18 protein-coding genes and 1 other annotated feature are annotated in these 17,398 nt (G+C 55.4%); of the genes, 12 read left to right on the forward strand and 6 right to left on the reverse strand.

All coding sequences use genetic code 11. From position 1 onward, the window contains the following. A complete protein-coding gene (gene deoB, locus MXM41_RS12875; RefSeq protein ID WP_325932363.1) occupies positions 1-1,224 on the forward strand; it encodes a phosphopentomutase in 1,224 nt (407 codons plus the stop codon). A gap of 125 nt (positions 1,225-1,349) precedes the next feature. Beyond that, the gene (gene deoD / locus MXM41_RS12880; RefSeq protein WP_325932365.1) at positions 1,350-2,069 is read left to right on the forward strand and encodes a purine-nucleoside phosphorylase; all 720 of its coding nucleotides are present in this window, start codon (positions 1,350-1,352) and stop codon (positions 2,067-2,069) included. Positions 2,070-2,128: 59 nt separating this feature from the next. Here deoD and lplA read toward each other — a convergent pair whose 3' ends face one another. Both lplA and MXM41_RS12890 read right to left on the reverse strand, forming a co-directional pair. After that, positions 2,129-3,145, reverse strand: coding sequence for a lipoate--protein ligase LplA (lplA, locus tag MXM41_RS12885; protein ID WP_325932366.1), 1,017 nt, complete (start codon positions 3,143-3,145; stop codon positions 2,129-2,131). Positions 3,146-3,180: 35 nt separating this feature from the next. Next, a complete protein-coding gene (locus tag MXM41_RS12890; RefSeq protein ID WP_325932367.1) occupies positions 3,181-3,828 on the reverse strand; it encodes a YtjB family periplasmic protein in 648 nt (215 codons plus the stop codon). Between the two features lie 121 nt (positions 3,829-3,949). Between MXM41_RS12890 and serB the strand changes: the two genes are divergently transcribed. The 3 genes from serB to nadR all read left to right on the forward strand — a co-directional run bounded on the left by serB (position 3,950) and on the right by nadR (position 7,645). Continuing rightward, the gene (gene serB, locus MXM41_RS12895; RefSeq protein WP_325932368.1) at positions 3,950-4,918 is read left to right on the forward strand and encodes a phosphoserine phosphatase; all 969 of its coding nucleotides are present in this window, start codon (positions 3,950-3,952) and stop codon (positions 4,916-4,918) included. Positions 4,919-4,991: 73 nt separating this feature from the next. Next, positions 4,992-6,377, forward strand: coding sequence for a DNA repair protein RadA (radA, locus tag MXM41_RS12900; RefSeq protein ID WP_325932369.1), 1,386 nt, complete (start codon positions 4,992-4,994; stop codon positions 6,375-6,377). Between the two features lie 35 nt (positions 6,378-6,412). Beyond that, entirely contained in the window at positions 6,413-7,645 is a 1,233-nt protein-coding gene (nadR, locus tag MXM41_RS12905; RefSeq protein WP_325932370.1) for a multifunctional transcriptional regulator/nicotinamide-nucleotide adenylyltransferase/ribosylnicotinamide kinase NadR, read from the forward strand. Positions 7,646-7,799: 154 nt separating this feature from the next. Here nadR and ettA read toward each other — a convergent pair whose 3' ends face one another. Continuing rightward, positions 7,800-9,467, reverse strand: a complete 1,668-nt coding sequence (gene ettA / locus MXM41_RS12910) for an energy-dependent translational throttle protein EttA (protein WP_325932371.1) — start codon at positions 9,465-9,467, stop codon at positions 7,800-7,802. Positions 9,468-9,687: 220 nt separating this feature from the next. Here ettA and sltY point away from each other — a divergent pair, with 220 nt between their 5' ends. Further along, complete coding sequence (gene sltY, locus MXM41_RS12915) at positions 9,688-11,625, forward strand: murein transglycosylase (RefSeq protein ID WP_325932372.1); 1,938 nt, start codon at positions 9,688-9,690, stop codon at positions 11,623-11,625. Positions 11,626-11,681: 56 nt separating this feature from the next. Beyond that, positions 11,682-12,008: a trp operon repressor gene (gene trpR, locus MXM41_RS12920; RefSeq protein ID WP_325932373.1), complete on the forward strand. Its 327-nt coding sequence runs from the start codon at positions 11,682-11,684 to the stop codon at positions 12,006-12,008. Positions 12,009-12,095: 87 nt separating this feature from the next. On the opposite strand, the gene yjjX is transcribed toward trpR, so the two are convergent. After that, positions 12,096-12,611 carry an inosine/xanthosine triphosphatase gene (yjjX, locus tag MXM41_RS12925; protein WP_325932374.1) on the reverse strand — a complete coding sequence of 172 codons (516 nt, stop codon included), beginning with the start codon at positions 12,609-12,611 and terminating at the stop codon, positions 12,096-12,098. Between the two features lie 49 nt (positions 12,612-12,660). On the opposite strand from yjjX, the gene gpmB reads away from it, so the two are divergent. Beyond that, positions 12,661-13,308 (forward strand): 2,3-diphosphoglycerate-dependent phosphoglycerate mutase GpmB, encoded by a 648-nt coding sequence (gene gpmB / locus MXM41_RS12930; RefSeq protein ID WP_325932375.1) that lies wholly within the window; start codon positions 12,661-12,663, stop codon positions 13,306-13,308. Here the strand turns inward: gpmB and robA are convergent. Next, the gene (robA, locus tag MXM41_RS12935) at positions 13,305-14,174 is read right to left on the reverse strand and encodes an MDR efflux pump AcrAB transcriptional activator RobA (protein WP_325932376.1); all 870 of its coding nucleotides are present in this window, start codon (positions 14,172-14,174) and stop codon (positions 13,305-13,307) included. The two genes, gpmB and robA, sit on opposite strands and share 4 nt — an antisense overlap. A gap of 212 nt (positions 14,175-14,386) precedes the next feature. Between robA and creA the strand changes: the two genes are divergently transcribed. Further along, entirely contained in the window at positions 14,387-14,857 is a 471-nt protein-coding gene (gene creA, locus MXM41_RS12940) for a protein CreA (RefSeq protein WP_325932379.1), read from the forward strand. Between the two features lie 164 nt (positions 14,858-15,021). Here creA and arcA read toward each other — a convergent pair whose 3' ends face one another. Continuing rightward, the gene (gene arcA / locus MXM41_RS12945; protein ID WP_032616427.1) at positions 15,022-15,738 is read right to left on the reverse strand and encodes a two-component system response regulator ArcA; all 717 of its coding nucleotides are present in this window, start codon (positions 15,736-15,738) and stop codon (positions 15,022-15,024) included. Between the two features lie 95 nt (positions 15,739-15,833). Between arcA and yjjY the strand changes: the two genes are divergently transcribed. From yjjY to thrL, 3 genes are all read left to right on the forward strand, one after another. Next, a complete protein-coding gene (yjjY, locus tag MXM41_RS12950; protein ID WP_001541509.1) occupies positions 15,834-15,974 on the forward strand; it encodes a protein YjjY in 141 nt (46 codons plus the stop codon). Positions 15,975-16,373: 399 nt separating this feature from the next. Beyond that, a complete protein-coding gene (locus tag MXM41_RS12955; protein ID WP_325932381.1) occupies positions 16,374-17,060 on the forward strand; it encodes a tRNA/rRNA methyltransferase in 687 nt (228 codons plus the stop codon). Between the two features lie 212 nt (positions 17,061-17,272). After that, a complete protein-coding gene (gene thrL / locus MXM41_RS12960; protein ID WP_103181027.1) occupies positions 17,273-17,341 on the forward strand; it encodes a thr operon leader peptide in 69 nt (22 codons plus the stop codon). Then, positions 17,280-17,396 (forward strand) — a sequence feature (Thr leader region). (Overlaps the previous gene by 62 nt.) Positions 17,397-17,398: the final 2 nt, after the last annotated feature.

A 17,398-nucleotide genomic window follows, 5' to 3' on the forward strand; every position in this document is an offset into this window, starting at 1 on the left:
ATGAAACGTGCATTTATTATGGTGCTGGACTCTTTCGGCATCGGCGCTACAGAAGATGCAGATCGCTTTGGTGACACCGGTGCAGACACCATGGGTCACATTGCAGAAGCCTGTGCAAAAGGCGAAGCGAACAACGGTCGTCAGGGCCCTCTGAATCTGCCTAACCTGACCCGTCTGGGTCTGGTTAAGGCCCATGAAGGTTCGACCGGTAAAGTTGCTGCCGGTATGGACGCAAACGCGGAAGTGGTGGGCGCGTACGCCTGGGCGCACGAGCTCTCTTCCGGGAAAGACACCCCGTCAGGCCACTGGGAAATCGCCGGTGTACCGGTGCTGTTCGACTGGGGCTACTTCTCCGATCACGAAAACAGCTTCCCGCAGGCGCTGCTGGATAAACTGGTTGAGCGTGCAAACCTGCCGGGTTACCTCGGCAACTGCCACTCCTCCGGTACCGTCATTCTCGATCAGCTCGGCGAAGAGCACATGAAAACCGGGAAACCGATCTTCTACACCTCCGCTGACTCCGTGTTCCAGATTGCCTGCCACGAAGAGACCTTTGGTCTGGATCGCCTGTACGAACTGTGCGAAATCGCCCGCGAAGAGCTGACCGAAGGCGGCTATAACATCGGCCGTGTGATCGCGCGTCCGTTCGTGGGTGACAAGCCGGGTAACTTCCAGCGTACCGGCAACCGTCACGATCTGGCCGTTGAGCCGCCAGCGCCTACCGTGCTGCAGAAGCTGGTCGATGAGAAAGATGGCCAGGTGGTTTCCGTGGGTAAGATCGCGGATATCTACGCCAACTGCGGCATCACCAAAAAAGTGAAAGCCACCGGTCTGGACGCGCTGTTTGACGCTACCGTGAAAGAGATGAAAGAGGCGGGCGATAACACTATCGTCTTTACCAACTTCGTTGATTTCGACTCCTCCTGGGGTCACCGTCGCGACGTCGCAGGCTATGCAGCCGGTCTGGAGCTGTTTGACCGCCGTCTGCCGGAGCTGATGGAACTGGTGGGTGAAGATGACATTCTGATCCTGACCGCCGATCACGGCTGCGACCCAACCTGGACCGGTACCGACCACACCCGCGAGCACATTCCGGTGCTGGTTTACGGCCCGAAAGTGAAGCCTGGCTCTCTGGGACACCGTGAAACCTTCGCGGATATCGGCCAGACGATTGCGAAATACTTTGGTACGTCTGATATGGAATATGGCAAGGCCATGTTCTGATGATATTGGGTGCGGCCTGATGCCCTCACCCCATCCCTCTCCCACCGGGAGAGGGAGGACATAATCCAGACCGGGTAAGGCGCAGCCGCCACCCGGCAAAAACAACAATGTAAAAGGAACTGAAGATGGCAACTCCTCACATTAATGCAGAGATGGGTGATTTCGCTGACGTCGTATTGATGCCGGGCGACCCGCTGCGCGCGAAGCACATTGCAGAAACCTTCCTCGAAGACGTGCGTGAAGTGAACAACGTTCGCGGCATGCTGGGCTTCACCGGTACCTACAAAGGCCGCAAAATCTCCGTGATGGGTCACGGTATGGGTATCCCATCCTGCTCCATCTACACCAAAGAGCTGATCACCGATTTCGGCGTGAAGAAAATCATCCGCGTGGGCTCCTGCGGTGCGGTGCGCATGGACGTTAAGCTGCGCGACATCGTTATCGGCATGGGCGCCTGCACCGATTCCAAAGTTAACCGCATGCGTTTTAAAGACCATGACTTCGCGGCAATCGCTGATTTCGGCATGGTGCGTGACGCGGTTGACGCGGCAAAAGCGCTGGGCGTTGAAGCGCGCGTCGGTAACATCTTCTCTGCGGATCTGTTCTACTCCCCGGATGGCGAGATGTTCGACGTGATGGAAAAATACGGCATCCTGGGCGTGGAAATGGAAGCGGCAGGCATCTACGGTGTGGCTGCTGAGTTTGGTGCGAAAGCCCTGACCATCTGCACCGTGTCTGACCACATCCGTACTCACGAGCAGACCACTGCCGCTGAGCGTCAGACCACTTTCAACGACATGATTAAAATCGCGCTGGAATCCGTTCTGCTGGGCGATAAAGAGTAATTATTTCTCTCTCCCTCTCCCTTTGGGAGAGGGCCGGGGTGAGGGGAACAGGCCGCGCTTTATCTCACCGCCCGCGCAATCCACGCCGACAGCTCCCGCAGCTCGTTTTCCTGTTCCGGGAAATCGCCGATCAGGGCATCGCACGCCTGCTGCAGCATATCCGCCCGATACAAACAGCCCTGCAGACGCGCCGCGAGCGCTTCTAACGGCGCCGGGTTCAGGCTGTCGGTAAAGACCTGGGTACGCGAGATATGTCCTTTCTCAACGTCAAAGTGCAGCTCCACGCCGCCCCAGGTGAAACGCTCATCCAGCAGATGCGAGAAGGCGGGCGCCTGACCGAAGTTCCATTCCCAGCTGCTCTGGCGGGCAAAGGTTTCGGCAAAGTTAGGCAGATCCGGCGTGTTGTCCGGGGAGATCACTTCGGCTTCAACCCGCTCACCGTAATGGGCAAAAAATGCCTCCCGGATGGCGTCGCAGATCCGCTCATGGGTGATCCCTGGCAGCAGATCCACCAGATTGGCAACCCGGCCACGTACAGAGGTGATGCCTTTGGCCTGCAGCTTTTTCTGGTCGGGATTGAGGTAGTTCGCCAGGCGGCTGAGATCGGCATTCAGCAGCAGAGTGCCATGATGGAAACCGCGATCCATGGTTTCGCGATAGGCCGAGCCGGAGACCTTCCGGTCGCCTTCTGGCGTTTTCACTACCAGATCGTTGCGCCCGGAGGCTTCCGCCGTGGCACCCAGCGCCTGCAGCGCGTTCAGTACAATGCTGGTGGAGATGGTTTTGTCGTACTCTGGCTTTCCGGCCATAAAGGTGAAGCAGGTGTTGCCGAGGTCATGAAACACTGCACCGCCGCCGCTGCTGCGACGCGCCAGGCGCACGTTGTCTTCTTCCATGCGTCGGGTGTTGCACTCTTTCCACGGGTTTTGCGCCCGGCCAATCACCACGGTGTCAGCGTTGCGCCACAGAAATAATACGCGCTGGGTGGCGGGCATCTGGCGGAAAATGCACTCTTCCACCGCAAGGTTAAACCAGGGATCGTATGAATCTGAGATAAGCAGACGCAATGTAGACATGCAGATTTCCTTTCCTGAAATGGTTATCGACTCAATCACTCGCTTTTCTTTTCGCTCTCTTCCTCTTCCGGTACCGATTTACTGGCGGTGAGCAGGAATGGCGACTGCTGCCAGCGGGTGCGTTTGCCCTGCAATAGCGTGCGGGTCAGCACTACGCCGATCGCCAGCGACAGCAGTAGCATCAGGCGCAGAATGTTGGTGGTGTTGTCCACCTGTTTGGCCTCGGTGGCCAGAGTATGGGTATCGAGGGTTAGCCGCAGATAGCCGAGCGGGCCGTTTTTACCCTGAATCGGCTCCACAAGCTGCTGGTTAAAGTAGCCGCCCGCTTTTTTACCATCCAGCGCCAGCCGGTCGCGCACCTCGACATGCTCGCCGGAGCGGGCAATCAGGGCGCCTTCTTCATCATAAACGCTGGCGTCCAGGATGCGGCTCTCTTCCGTCAGCGCATGCAGTACCTGGGTGATGCGTTTTTCATCCGGCGTTTCGGTTCGCATCAACGGGGCGATGTTGAGCGACACCTGACGCGCCAGGGTATGCGCCAGCTCTTCAAGCTGCGGATTACGCTGTCGTTGATGATTCTGGCTAAACCACGATGCACCCTGCATCAGCGCCACTAACAGGGCGAGACAGGAGAGGACAATCACGGCACGATGAAGCCGGAATTTCAGTTTTGCTCGAGCCATATTCCACCTGCTGAAAATTTTCGGGGTTAATGTTGCCAGAAGTGATGGTTACAAGGTAGCCTCATGCGTTATTTTCACCCCCTGGATGATTCCCGGCGCGAACGATTTTACAGGAGCTTTAATGCCAAACATTACCTGGTGCGACCTGCCCAATGATGTCTCTCTCTGGCCAGGCTTGCCGCTCTCATTAAGTGGTGATGAGGTAATGCCACTGGATTACCATGCTGGCCGTAGCGGCTGGCTGCTGTATGGACGCGGCCTGGATAAACAGCAGTTAACCCAGTACCAGAGCAAGCTGGGCGCGGCGATGGTGATCGTGGCGGCCTGGTGTGTGGAAGATTATCAGGTGATTCGCCTGGCCGGTTCCCTGACCCAGCGTGCCACCCGTCTGGCGCACGATGCGGGCCTGGACGTCGCGCCGTTGGGTAAAATCCCTCACCTGAAAACGCCAGGATTGCTGGTGATGGACATGGATTCTACCGCCATTCAGATCGAATGCATCGACGAAATTGCTAAGCTGGCGGGGACGGGGGAGATGGTGGCCGAAGTGACCGAGCGCGCCATGCGCGGCGAACTGGACTTCACCGCCAGCCTGAAACAGCGTGTGGCGACCCTCAAGGATGCCGACGCGAATATTCTGATGCAGGTGCGTGAAAAGCTGCCGTTGATGCCGGGGCTGGTGCAGCTGGTGCTGAAGCTGGAAACCCTGGGCTGGAAAGTGGCCATCGCCTCGGGCGGGTTCACCTTCTTTGCCGAGTACCTGCGCGACAAGCTGCGCCTGGATGCGGTTGTCGCCAACGAGCTGGAGATCAGAGACGGCAAGCTGACCGGGAACGTGATTGGCGATATCGTCGATGCCCAGTTTAAAGCCAATACCCTGACGCGTCTGGCGGAAAAATATGACATTCCGATTGACCAGACGGTGGGGATTGGCGACGGCGCGAACGATCTGCCGATGATTAAAGTCGCCGGGCTTGGCATCGCCTATCATGCCAAACCGACGGTGAACGAAAAGACGGAAGTGACGATCCGTCATGCTGACCTGATGGGGGTGTTCTGCATTCTCTCCGGCAGCGTAAACCAGAAATAGTACAGGTATTGCCTGTCGGCCAGGCGAGAGCGCCAGCCGGCAGGCAGGCCGCGCAGAAATAAAGAGGTAAAACGTGGCGAAAGCTCCAAAACGCGCATTTGTCTGTAATGAATGTGGTGCGGATTATCCGCGCTGGCAGGGGCAGTGCAGCGCCTGTCATGCCTGGAATACCATCACCGAAGTGCGTGGTATTGCCGCTTCGCCAACCGTTGCCCGTAACGAGCGTCTGAGCGGTTATGCGGGCAACGCGGGGGTATCGAAAGTCCAGAAGTTGTCTGACATCAGCCTCGAAGCTCTGCCGCGCTTCTCCACCGGTTTTAAAGAGTTCGACCGGGTGCTGGGCGGCGGCGTGGTGCCAGGCAGCGCCATTCTGATTGGCGGTAACCCGGGCGCTGGCAAATCGACCCTGCTGCTGCAAACCCTTTGCAAACTCGCGGCGCAGATGAAAACGCTCTACGTCACCGGGGAAGAGTCGCTGCAGCAGGTGGCGATGCGCGCCCACCGGCTGGGTTTACCAACCAACGACCTCAATATGCTCTCCGAAACCAGCATCGAGCAGATCTGCATGATTGCGGAAGAAGAGCAGCCGAAGCTGATGGTGATCGACTCCATCCAGGTGATGCACATGGCGGACATCCAGTCGTCGCCGGGCAGCGTCGCCCAGGTGCGTGAAACCGCCGCCTACCTGACGCGCTTTGCCAAAACGCGCGGCGTGGCGATCATCATGGTCGGCCACGTCACTAAAGATGGCGCGCTGGCTGGCCCGAAAGTGCTGGAGCACTGTATCGACTGCTCCGTGATGCTGGATGGCGATGCCGACACCCGTTTCCGGACCCTGCGCAGCCATAAAAACCGCTTTGGCGCCGTCAACGAGCTGGGCGTGTTCGCCATGACCGAACAGGGACTACGTGAAGTGAGCAACCCGTCGGCTATCTTTTTAAGCCGCGGCGATGAAATTACCTCCGGCAGTTCGGTAATGGTGGTCTGGGAAGGGACGCGTCCGCTACTGGTGGAGATCCAGGCGCTGGTCGATCACTCCATGATGGGCAATCCCCGCCGCGTCGCGGTGGGCCTTGAGCAAAACCGCCTGGCGATTCTGCTGGCGGTGCTGCACCGTCACGGCGGGCTGCAGATGGCGGATCAGGATGTGTTTGTGAACGTGGTAGGTGGGGTAAAAGTGACCGAAACCAGCGCCGACCTGGCGCTGCTGCTGGCGATGGTCTCCAGCCTGCGTGACCGTCCATTGCCGCAGGATCTGGTGGTCTTTGGCGAGGTGGGGCTGGCCGGCGAGATCCGTCCGGTACCGAGTGGCCAGGAGCGTATTTCCGAGGCGGCAAAACACGGCTTCCGCCGGGCAATTGTGCCTGCCGCCAACGTGCCGAAAAAAGTGCCGGAAGGAATGAAGGTATTTGGCGTTAAAAAACTTGCAGATGCGTTAAATGTCTTTGACGACTTATAATTACGTATTCGTTGTTGCAGGAGGCACCGTAATTTATGTCGTCATTTGACTATCTTAAGACCGCAATCCGCCAGAAAGGCTGCACCCTGCAGCAAGTGGCGGAAGCCAGCGGTATGACTAAGGGCTATTTAAGCCAGCTGCTGAATGCCAAAATCAAAAGCCCCAGCGCGCAGAAGCTGGAAGCGCTGCACCGCTTTCTGGGGCTTGAATTTCCGCGAATGCAAAAGAACATCGGCGTGGTGTTCGGTAAGTTTTATCCGCTGCACACCGGCCATATCTACCTGATCCAGCGCGCCTGCAGTCAGGTGGACGAACTGCACATCATCATGGGCTACGATGAAAAGCGTGACCGCGAGCTGTTCGAGGCGAGCGCTATGTCCCAGCAGCCGACTGTCCCGGACCGTCTGCGCTGGCTATTGCAGACCTTTAAATACCAGAAAAACATTCGCATTCATGCCTTTAACGAAGAGGGCATGGAGCCGTATCCCCACGGCTGGGACGTGTGGAGCAACGGCATTAAGGCCTTTATGGAGGAGAAAGGGATCCAGCCAAACTGGATCTACACCTCTGAAGAGTCCGATGCCTCGCAGTACCCTGAACATCTGGGCACTGAAACGGTGTTGATCGACCCTAAACGCACCTTTATGAACATCAGCGGCGCGCAGATCCGCGAGAACCCGTTCCGCTACTGGGAATATATTCCAACGGAAGTGAAGCCGTTCTTCGTGCGTACCGTGGCGATCCTCGGTGGGGAATCCAGCGGTAAATCCACGCTGGTCAACAAGCTGGCGAACATCTTCAACACCACCAGCGCCTGGGAGTATGGTCGGGATTATGTCTTCTCTCACCTCGGCGGCGATGAGATGGCGCTGCAGTATTCCGACTACGACAAAATTGCTCTGGGTCACGCGCAGTATATTGATTTTGCGGTGAAATATGCCAACAAAGTGGCCTTTGTTGATACCGATTTCGTCACTACCCAGGCGTTCTGTAAAAAATATGAAGGGCGCGAGCACCCCTTTGTTCAGGCGCTGATCGACGAGTACCGCTTCGACTTAGTGATCCTGCTTGAGAACAACACCCCCTGGGTGGCGGACGGGATGCGCAGCCTGGGCAGTTCGGTGGACAGGAAAGAGTTCCAGACCATGCTGGTGGAGATGCTTGAAGCGAACAATATCGATTTTGTGCACGTGGAAGAGGCAGACTACGACAATCGCTTCCTGCGCTGCGTGGAGCTGGTAAAAGAGATGATGGGAGAGAAGGGGTAGAGCGCACATCTGATTGCCCGGCAAACATAAAAAACGGCAACCGAGGTTGCCGTTTTGCTTTTACCTTGTGCGGCCTGATGCCCTCACCCCAACCCTCTCCCACAGGGAGAGGGGGCAAACATAAAAAACGGCAACCGTAGTTGCCGTTTTGCTTTTATTTCGAGATACGCTTGTACTTGATACGCTTCGGCTCCAGCGCGTCGGCGCCCAGCGTGCGTTTCTTGTACTCTTCGTACTCGGTGAAGTTCCCTTCGAAGAACTCCACTTTACCTTCATCCTGGTAATCCAGAATGTGGGTGGCAATACGGTCGAGGAACCAACGGTCGTGCGAGATAACCATTGCGCAGCCCGGGAACTCCAGCAGGGCGTTTTCCAGCGCGCGCAGGGTTTCGATATCCAGGTCGTTGGTCGGTTCATCGAGCAGCAACATGTTGCCGCCAACCTGCAGCAGTTTGGCCAGATGCAGACGACCACGCTCACCACCGGACAGCTCGCCCACACGTTTACCCTGATCAACCCCTTTAAAGTTAAAGCGGCCAACATAAGCACGGCTTGGCATTTCGGTGTTGCCGATACGCATGATATCCAGACCGCCGGAAACCTCTTCCCACACGGTTTTGCTGTTATCCATTGCGTCACGGAACTGATCAACGGAGGCCAGCTTCACGGTTTCGCCGAGGGTGATGGTACCGCTGTCAGGCTGTTCCTGACCGGACATCATACGGAACAGGGTGGATTTACCCGCACCGTTCGGACCGATAATGCCGACAATCGCACCTTTCGGCACGGAGAAGCTCAGATCGTCGATCAGCACGCGGTCGCCGTAGGATTTACGCAGGTTGCTTACCTCAACGACTTTATCCCCCAGACGGGCTCCAGGTGGAATAAACAGTTCGTTGGTTTCGTTGCGTTTTTGGTATTCGGTGTTGTTCAGCTCTTCAAAGCGCGCCAGACGGGCTTTGCCCTTAGACTGACGGCCTTTAGTGCCCTGGCGAACCCACTCCAGCTCTTTCTCAATCGACTTGCGACGAGCCGCTTCCTGAGAGGCTTCCTGCGCCAGACGCTGATCTTTCTGCTCCAGCCAGGAGGAGTAGTTACCTTCCCACGGAATACCTTCCCCGCGGTCCAGCTCCAGGATCCAGCCGGCAACGTTATCGAGGAAGTAACGGTCGTGGGTGATCGCCACAACGGTACCTTCGAAGTCGTGCAGGAAGCGTTCCAGCCAGGCGACGGATTCCGCATCCAGGTGGTTAGTCGGTTCGTCGAGCAGCAGCATGTCTGGTTTTTCCAGCAGCAGACGGCACAACGCGACGCGGCGGCGCTCACCACCGGACAGGTTCGCGACTTTCGCATCCCAGTCTGGCAGGCGCAGGGCATCGGCCGCACGCTCCAGCTGCACGTTCAGGTTGTGACCGTCGTGTGCCTGGATGATCTCTTCATACTTACCCTGCTGGGCCGCGAGCTTATCAAAGTCTGCATCCGGCTCTGCGTACTTCGCGTACACCTCGTCCAGACCTTTCAGGGCGTTAACCACTTCGGAAACGGCTTCTTCAACGGATTCGCGAACGGTGTGCTCCGGGTTCAGCTGCGGTTCCTGCGGCAGGTAACCGATTTTGAGGCCAGGCTGTGGACGGGCTTCACCTTCGATTTCAGTATCGATGCCCGCCATGATGCGCAGCAAGGTGGACTTACCGGCACCGTTGAGACCCAGCACACCAATTTTTGCGCCCGGGAAGAAGCTCAGCGAGATATTTTTAAGAATATGACGTTTCGGCGGTACCACTTTGCCGACACGATGCATGGTATAAACGAATTGAGCCACGTTGGACTTCGCCTCTTTTATCGTGATGAGAATAGTGGCGAAGTGTAGCCTTTTTCCCCGTCTAATCCCAGCCATCGACGTCTGGAGTGTTAAAACGCGCAAGAAAGGTAAAAATGTGTCCATAACGTGGCGCGTTGGGGGATGCCTGGTTAGCATAAGTTAATTACGCTTTTGCGCGGCACGATGCTGCATTTAACGACGATTAACAGAGGATGAGCGTGTGGTAAAAGCCAAACAAGTGGTCTGGCAACTGTTGGCTGCCGGCGTCTGCGTACTGACTATCAGCAGCGCGGCGCGAGCCGATTCACTGGATGAACAACGTAACCGCTATGCACAGATCAAACAGGCATGGGATCAGCGACAGATGGAGACGGTGCAGGCTCTGATGCCGACGTTGAAAGACTACCCGCTGTATCCGTATCTGGAATACCGTCAGCTTACCGGCGATCTGATGAACCAGCCGACGATCACCGTCAAAAACTTTATTCAGGCCAACCCTACGCTGCCCCCGGCGCGTACCTTGCAGTCGCGCTTTGTAAACGAACTGGCGCGGCGTGAAGACTGGCGTGGCCTGCTGGCCTTTAGCCCGGAGAAACCCGGCACTACCGAAGCGCAGTGTAACTACTATTACGCGAAGTGGATGACGGGCCAGCAGGAAGAGGCCTGGAACGGCGCCAAAGCGCTGTGGCTTACCGGTAAAAGCCAGCCTAACGCCTGCGACTCGTTGTTTGGCGCCTGGCGTGCTTCCGGCAAACAGGATCCGCTGGCTTATCTGGAGCGGATCCGCCTGGCGATGAAAGCGGGCAACACTCGCCTGGTGACAGTCCTTGCCGGCCAGATGCCGCCGGACTATCAGACCATCTCCAGCGCCCTGATGCAGCTGGCGAACGATCCGAAAACGGTGATGGATTTTGCCCGAACCACGGGCGCCACCGATTTTACCCGCCAGATGGCGGCAGTGGCTTTCACCAGCGTGGCGCGGGATGACGTGGAGAATGCGCGGCTGATGATCCCAGGCCTTGCCCAGGCGCAGCAGCTTAATGAAGATCAGACCCAGGAGCTGCGCGATATCGTGGCGTGGCGTCTGATGGGCAGCGATGTAACCGATGAACAGGCACGCTGGCGCGATGATGCCATCATGCGTTCTCAGTCCACCTCCCTGGTGGAGCGACGCGTACGGATGGCGCTGGGCAACGGCGATCGTCGTGGCCTGAATACCTGGCTGGCGCGTCTGCCGATGGAATCAAAAGAGAAAGATGAATGGCGCTACTGGCAGGCCGATCTCCTGCTGGAGCGGGGACGTGATGAAGAAGCGAAATCGATCCTGCGCGCTCTGATGCAGCAGCGCGGTTTCTATCCGATGGTGGCGGCCCAGCGGCTTGGCGAAGAGTATACCCTGAAGATAGATAAAGCGCCGTCCGGCGTTAACGCCGCGCTGGTACAAGGGCCGGAGATGGCGCGGGTGCGCGAGCTGATGTACTGGAATCTGGACAACACCGCCCGCAGCGAATGGGCGAACCTGGTCACCAGCCGTACCGTGGAGGAGAAAGCACAGCTGGCGCGCTATGCCTTTGATAATCGCTGGTGGGATCTCAGCGTGCAGGCGACGATCGCCGGTAAGCTGTGGGATCATCTTGAGGAGCGTTTCCCGCTGGCCTATAACGATCTGTTCAAGCGTTACACCAGTGGCAAAGATATCCCGCAGAGTTATGCAATGGCGATCGCCCGTCAGGAGAGCGCCTGGAACCCGAAAGTGCGTTCGCCGGTGGGCGCCAGCGGCCTGATGCAGGTGATGCCTGCGACGGCCAGCCATACGGTGAAGAAGTTTAATATTCCAGGTTACACCAGCCCGTCGCAGCTGCTGGATCCAGAGACCAATATCAACATTGGTACGACCTATCTGCAGAGCGTCTACAACCAGTTTGGCGATAACCGTATCTTCGCCTCGGCGGCCTATAACGCCGGGCCGGGCCGGGTGCGCACCTGGCTTGGCAACAGCGCCGGACGCATCGACGCAGTGGCCTTTGTCGAGAGCATTCCGTTCTCGGAAACGCGTGGCTATGTGAAAAATGTGCTGGCATATGATGCTTACTATCGCTACTTCATGGGACAGAAAGACACCCTGATGAGCGAGAGTGAGTGGCAACGTCGTTACTGATCGGTGAGGGTTATGTTATGCTTGTACTCGTTTAAGAGTACGAAAGGCGGCATAACATGACCCAGCATTCCCCTTATTCATCGGCGATGGCCGAGCAACGTCATCAGGAGTGGCTTCGTTTTGTGGAGCTGCTTCGCCAGTCATACGAACAGGATCTGCATCTGCCTCTGCTACAGCTGATGCTCACTCCCGACGAGCGCGAGGCGCTGGGTACCCGGGTGCGAATCATTGAAGAATTGCTGCGTGGAGAGATGAGTCAGCGCGAGCTGAAAAGCGAGTTAGGGGCGGGGATCGCGACCATCACCCGCGGCTCAAACAGCCTGAAATCCGCGCCGGTTGAATTGCGCCAGTGGCTGGAGAACGTGCTGCTGAAAAACGCCTGATAGCGCTGCGCTTATCAGGCTTGCAAAAGACGATGTGTACCGTAGGCCGGAAAAGGTGAAGCCCGCCATCCGGCAGTGCCGCAGGATCTACCGGTAAATCGCGTTATGAAACGGGCTTAACGCCAGAATAACCGCCTGGTGGTAAACGCTGGAACGCGTGAGCGCGCCGGCAGTAAATACCCCAATCGCTCCCTCTTTGCGCCCAATCTCATCGATGCCGGTGTATTTCGACATCACCGGCCCGAGCGGTTCACCTTCACGAACTCTGTCCAGAATGATCTCCGGTAACGGCAGAGTGGCTGAGCGCGCTTCCCCGCGCTGTTCAGCGCTCTCTATCACCACCCAGCTGAAGGTGCTGCCTTCGTCGATACCGGCTTCAATGGCTACCCAGAAGTCAGCCTGAGGGCATGCGGCCCTGGCGTTAGCGACGCGATTTCGTGCGCCAGCCCGTGTTTCTTCACTGCCAAAAGGTTGTTCCGGGACGCCGCTCTCGACGTTGACTGATGCAATATGGCAGGATCCTTCGCCGAAGATCTCGTCAAATGCCCTTAGAATTGCCTGAATTTTGGCAGGATTAGTGGTAGCAGAGACAACCTGGTGCATAATTAAGCCTAACTCTAAAAATATCATCGCAGTATAACGGAAAAAAAGCATGTTACAGGTATACCTTGTTCGCCACGGTGAAACGCAGTGGAACGCCGAGCGACGTATTCAAGGCCAGTCAGACAGTCCACTCACAGCCAAGGGCGAGGAACAGGCCTGGCAGGTTGGCGAACGTGCCAGAACCCTGGGCATCACCCATATCATCGCCAGCGATTTAGGTCGTACGCGGCGCACAGCGGAGATTATCGCGCAGGCCTGCGGCTGCGATGTCACCGTGGATGCCCGCCTGCGTGAGCTGGATATGGGGGTGCTGGAACAGCGTCTTATCGATACCCTGACCGAAGAAGAAGAGGCGTGGCGTCGTACGCTGGTTAACGGCAGCGAAGATGGCCGCATTCCGCAGGGGGAATCGATGCAGGAGCTGAGCGAGCGTATGCACGCGGCGCTGGCGGCCTGTCTGGATCTGCCGCAGGGGAGCCGACCGCTGATTGTCAGTCACGGGATGGCATTGGGATGTCTGGTCAGTACCATCCTCGGGCTGCCGGCATGGGCTGAACGTCGCCTGCGTCTGCGCAACTGCTCGCTTTCCCGCATCGACTATCAGCAAAGCCCGTGGCTGGCCTCAGGGTGGATTGTGGAGATGGCAGGGGATATCTCGCATCTGGATGCCCCTGCGTTAGATGAGCTACAGCGTTAGCGGCGAACAGGAATCAGGTATTCGCAGCGCAGATCGATTGGGCGTTCTTCCGGTCTAACATCCGTTAGCGGGTAGTAACGCTCAATATCCTGCCCCTTCCTGCGGTTCAGATTCAGCATCGGCATGCAGGTGCCATACACCGTCATGATAAAGTCCTGAACGCCGGTACCCAGCCCTTCATAGGTGAACATGACATATTCACCTCCTTCCAGCACAACCGGTTTCGAGCCCTGAACGTAGCCGTTAGCCATTTCCGGCGTAAGCGCGGTGGTGTAGAACACTTCCTGCTCGTCATCTTTTTCCAGACTTGGCCGCGTCTCGTTCAGGCCATACAGCAGCGGCGGAATGGCCGGCGCATGGCTGAGGAAATCGCGCCAGAACTGGACGCGCATTTGATGACGGAATTCGGAGATTTGCTCCAGCGAGCAAGAGTAACTTTGCGTTGTGCCGACCAGGTGGGTCTCTGGCAGGGTAATGAACTCATGCTTCGGCAGGGTGAATTCGCCCAGACGCAACGGCGGGCGCATCCCGAACGAACTCCAGTCCGGCGAGCGGCGATAGAGCGCAGGGGTCAACGAGAACTGTTTTTTGAACGCGCGGGTAAAGGTCTGCTGTGAATCAAAACGGTATTGTAAAGCAATATCCAGAATCGGACGTGCAGTCAGGCGAAGCGCCACGGCGGATTTGGACAGTCGACGCGCGCGGATATAGGCGCCGATGGCATGACCAGTGACATCCTTAAACATCCGCTGTAAATGCCACTTAGAATATCCCGCTTTTGCCGCTACGTTATCGAGTGACAAAGGTTGATCCAGATGGCCTTCCAGCCAGGTAAGAAGATCGCGAATAATTCCAGCCTGATCCATATACTATCCTCATCCTTAAAACAGCAGGTACCCTGCTAACAGGTTAGCGGATAATAGCATTTTTTGATGTTTTAGCATTCAGTGTTTTTTTTGCGCTTAAATGCGCTTTATCCTGCTTAATGCGGAGATATATTCTAATCCTGTGATCTTGCTACTTTTTTTAGATGATTGTTGAATAATTACGCTATTCAATTTTTAAATATGGTAACAATATGAAATACAAGACATTGATCGTTGCTACGCTGCTCCTGTTGAAGGGGCATACCGTGCAGGCAGAGGAGATTGGCTCTGTCGATACCGTGTTCAAGGTTTTCGGGCCGGACCACAAAATTGTTGTTGAAGCCTTTGACGATCCCGATGTGAAGAACGTGACCTGCTATATCAGCCGGGCGAAAACAGGTGGGATAAAAGGGGGCCTTGGGCTGGCGGAAGACACCTCCGATGCGGCGATTTCCTGTCAGCAGGTGGGGCCGGTTGAGCTGAGCGAGAAGATCAAAAACGGTAAAGCGCAGGGCGAAGTGGTGTTCCAGAAACGCACCTCGCTGGTGTTCAAAAAATTGCAGGTGGTGCGTTTCTATGATGCGAAACGTAACGCCCTGGCTTACCTGGCCTACTCGGATAAAGTCGTCGAAGGTTCACCGAAAAACGCCCTGAGCGCGGTGCCGATTATGCCGTGGCATTAATTCAGAGATACAGCATGCAGAAAGCTGGCACTGGCTCTGTGCTTACGCCACTTGACGGGTACTCGCTTCCCCTGTCGCCCGCGTTATCGAATAACGATTCGCTGCGACTATGGAAATAAAAAAACGGCGCGGAAGCGCCGTTTTTTTATGGCCGGGTTGCGGGATTACTCCTGCAGGTCACCGCAGAAACGATAGCCTTCGCCGTGAATGGTGGCGATGATTTCTGGGGTATCCGGCGTAGATTCAAAATGTTTACGAATACGGCGGATGGTGACGTCAACGGTACGGTCGTGCGGCTTCAGCTCACGGCCGGTCATTTTTTTCAGCAGTTCTGCACGGGACTGAATCTTGCCCGGATTTTCGCAGAAGTGCAGCATGGCGCGGAATTCACTGCGCGGCAGTTTGTACTGATCGCCCTGTGGGCTCACCAGAGAACGGCTATTAATATCAAGTTCCCAGCCGTTGAATTTGTAGCTGTCTACGCTACGACGCTCTTCGCTGACCGTGCCCAGGTTCATGGTGCGGGACAGCAGATTGCGTGCACGAATGGTTAACTCGCGTGGGTTAAACGGTTTGGTAATATAGTCATCCGCACCGATTTCCAGGCCAAGAATTTTATCAACTTCGTTGTCGCGACCAGTCAGGAACATTAACGCAACGTTCGCCTGCTCACGCAGCTCGCGCGCCAGCAGAAGGCCGTTTTTACCCGGCAGGTTAATGTCCATGATAACCAGGTTGATATCATTTTCAGAAAGGATTTGATGCATCTCTGCGCCATCGGTCGCTTCAAAGACATCGTAGCCTTCTGCTTCGAAAATGCTCTTTAACGTGTTGCGTGTTACCAACTCGTCTTCAACGATAAGAATGTGCGGGGTCTGCATGTTTGCTACCTAAATTGCCAACTAAATCGAAACAGGAAGTACAAAAGTCCCTGACCTGCCTGATACATGCCACAAATTAACATGACCGGCGTAACGTGACTAAAGTACGTAATTGCGTTCTTGATGCACTTTCCATCAACGTCAACAACATCATTAGCTTGGTCGTGGGTACTTTCCCTCTGGACCCGACAGTGTCAAAAACGGCTGTCATCCTAACCATTTTAACAGCAACATAACAGGCTAAGTGACACCGGACACCCAATAAAACTACGCTTCGTTGACATATATCAAGTTCAATTGTAGCACGTTAACAGTTTGATGAAATCATCGTAGCGGATTGCTAGCCTTTGTCACAAATTTTCAATAAACCAACTAGTTGCGACCGTTAATTAATAAACAAGGTGAATCCAATGTCAACATTGATCCTGAGAAACAATTATCATTATTAAACATAAGGATAAGCGTTATTCTTTAACATTACCGCGTAAAGTTCAATCATGAAATAGTTTAGTGTTTTTAATTTGTAGTGAAACGCTATTTCGGTGATTTCTGTTGCAAATTTGTAAATTCGTGATGCGTAATATGATGATGCCCATCACATTTTTATCGGCTAACTGCCTAAAAAGAGAGCATAAATGCATTTGTCTATCGTACTGGTATCCCCAGCAAGAGCAGAAAATATTGGTGCCGCCGCACGGGCAATGAAGACCATGGGGTTTACCGATTTACGTATTGTCGCCAGTGAGGCGCACAAGGATCCTGCGGCGCGTCGTGTTGCCCATGGCTCGGGAGATATCCTTGATAATTCAAAGGCTTATGAAACGCTTGCCGACGCACTGCACGATATCTCGTTTACCGTTGCCACCACTGCACGCAGCCGATCAAAGTTTCATTACTACGCCACGCCTGCTGAACTGGTGCCGTTATTGACAGAAAAAAGCCAGTGGCTACCCAAAATGGCGCTGGTATTTGGCCGCGAAGATTCCGGCCTGACGAACGATGAGCTGGCGCTCGCGGACGTGCTGACCGGCGTGCCAATGGTGGCAGATTATCCGTCGCTGAATTTAGGACAGGCCGTGATGGTATACTGCTATCAATTAGCATCCTTGATGCAACAGCCTGTTTTACCCCCAACTGAGGTGGATGAAAACCAGCTTTCCGCTCTGCGCGCGCGCACCGAACGTCTTTTGACGTCGCTGAATGTCGCCGACGATCAAAAAATGGCGGAGTGGCTACAACAGCGGTTAGGCCTTCTGGAACAGCGAGACACGGCAATGTTGCACAGATTACTGCACGATATCGAAAAAAAACTGGCAGAGTAAAACGCTGTCATATTTTTTTGTTATGGTTTAATGTTCCAAAAAGTACGTTGCGGACGATCTGATCTGGACGTAAATAAAAACTCAGGCAGCGATACGTGAAAGCACCGGAAAATGTGATCAAAATAGAAATTCATTGACTTACCGGCACGTATGCTTTAACCAATAGAGTCAGACAGCACAGACAGATAATAATGACAGAGTACACAACATCCATGAAACGCATCAGCATCACCACCATTACCACCACCATCATCATTACCACAGGTAACGGTGCGGGCTGACGCGTACAGGAAAGAAAGAAAAAGCCCGCACCTGAACAGTGCGGGCTTTTTTTTCGG

This window comes from Leclercia adecarboxylata, from assembly GCF_035787115.1.
Lineage (GTDB): Bacteria > Pseudomonadota > Gammaproteobacteria > Enterobacterales > Enterobacteriaceae > Enterobacter > Enterobacter adecarboxylatus_E.

What these genes read in the sequence shown, in the direction of transcription:
- deoB (WP_325932363.1), top strand. Translation starts at nt 1, where the DNA reads ATGAAACGTGCATTTATTATGGTGCTGGACTCTTTCGGCATCGGCGCT.
- deoD (WP_325932365.1), top strand. Translation starts at nt 1,350, where the DNA reads ATGGCAACTCCTCACATTAATGCAGAGATGGGTGATTTCGCTGACGTC.
- lplA (WP_325932366.1), bottom strand. Translation starts at nt 3,145, where the DNA reads ATGTCTACATTGCGTCTGCTTATCTCAGATTCATACGATCCCTGGTTT.
- MXM41_RS12890 (WP_325932367.1), bottom strand. Translation starts at nt 3,828, where the DNA reads ATGGCTCGAGCAAAACTGAAATTCCGGCTTCATCGTGCCGTGATTGTC.
- serB (WP_325932368.1), top strand. Translation starts at nt 3,950, where the DNA reads ATGCCAAACATTACCTGGTGCGACCTGCCCAATGATGTCTCTCTCTGG.
- nadR (WP_325932370.1), top strand. Translation starts at nt 6,413, where the DNA reads ATGTCGTCATTTGACTATCTTAAGACCGCAATCCGCCAGAAAGGCTGC.
- trpR (WP_325932373.1), top strand. Translation starts at nt 11,682, where the DNA reads ATGACCCAGCATTCCCCTTATTCATCGGCGATGGCCGAGCAACGTCAT.
- yjjX (WP_325932374.1), bottom strand. Translation starts at nt 12,611, where the DNA reads ATGCACCAGGTTGTCTCTGCTACCACTAATCCTGCCAAAATTCAGGCA.
- gpmB (WP_325932375.1), top strand. Translation starts at nt 12,661, where the DNA reads ATGTTACAGGTATACCTTGTTCGCCACGGTGAAACGCAGTGGAACGCC.
- robA (WP_325932376.1), bottom strand. Translation starts at nt 14,174, where the DNA reads ATGGATCAGGCTGGAATTATTCGCGATCTTCTTACCTGGCTGGAAGGC.
- creA (WP_325932379.1), top strand. Translation starts at nt 14,387, where the DNA reads ATGAAATACAAGACATTGATCGTTGCTACGCTGCTCCTGTTGAAGGGG.
- arcA (WP_032616427.1), bottom strand. Translation starts at nt 15,738, where the DNA reads ATGCAGACCCCGCACATTCTTATCGTTGAAGACGAGTTGGTAACACGC.
- MXM41_RS12955 (WP_325932381.1), top strand. Translation starts at nt 16,374, where the DNA reads ATGCATTTGTCTATCGTACTGGTATCCCCAGCAAGAGCAGAAAATATT.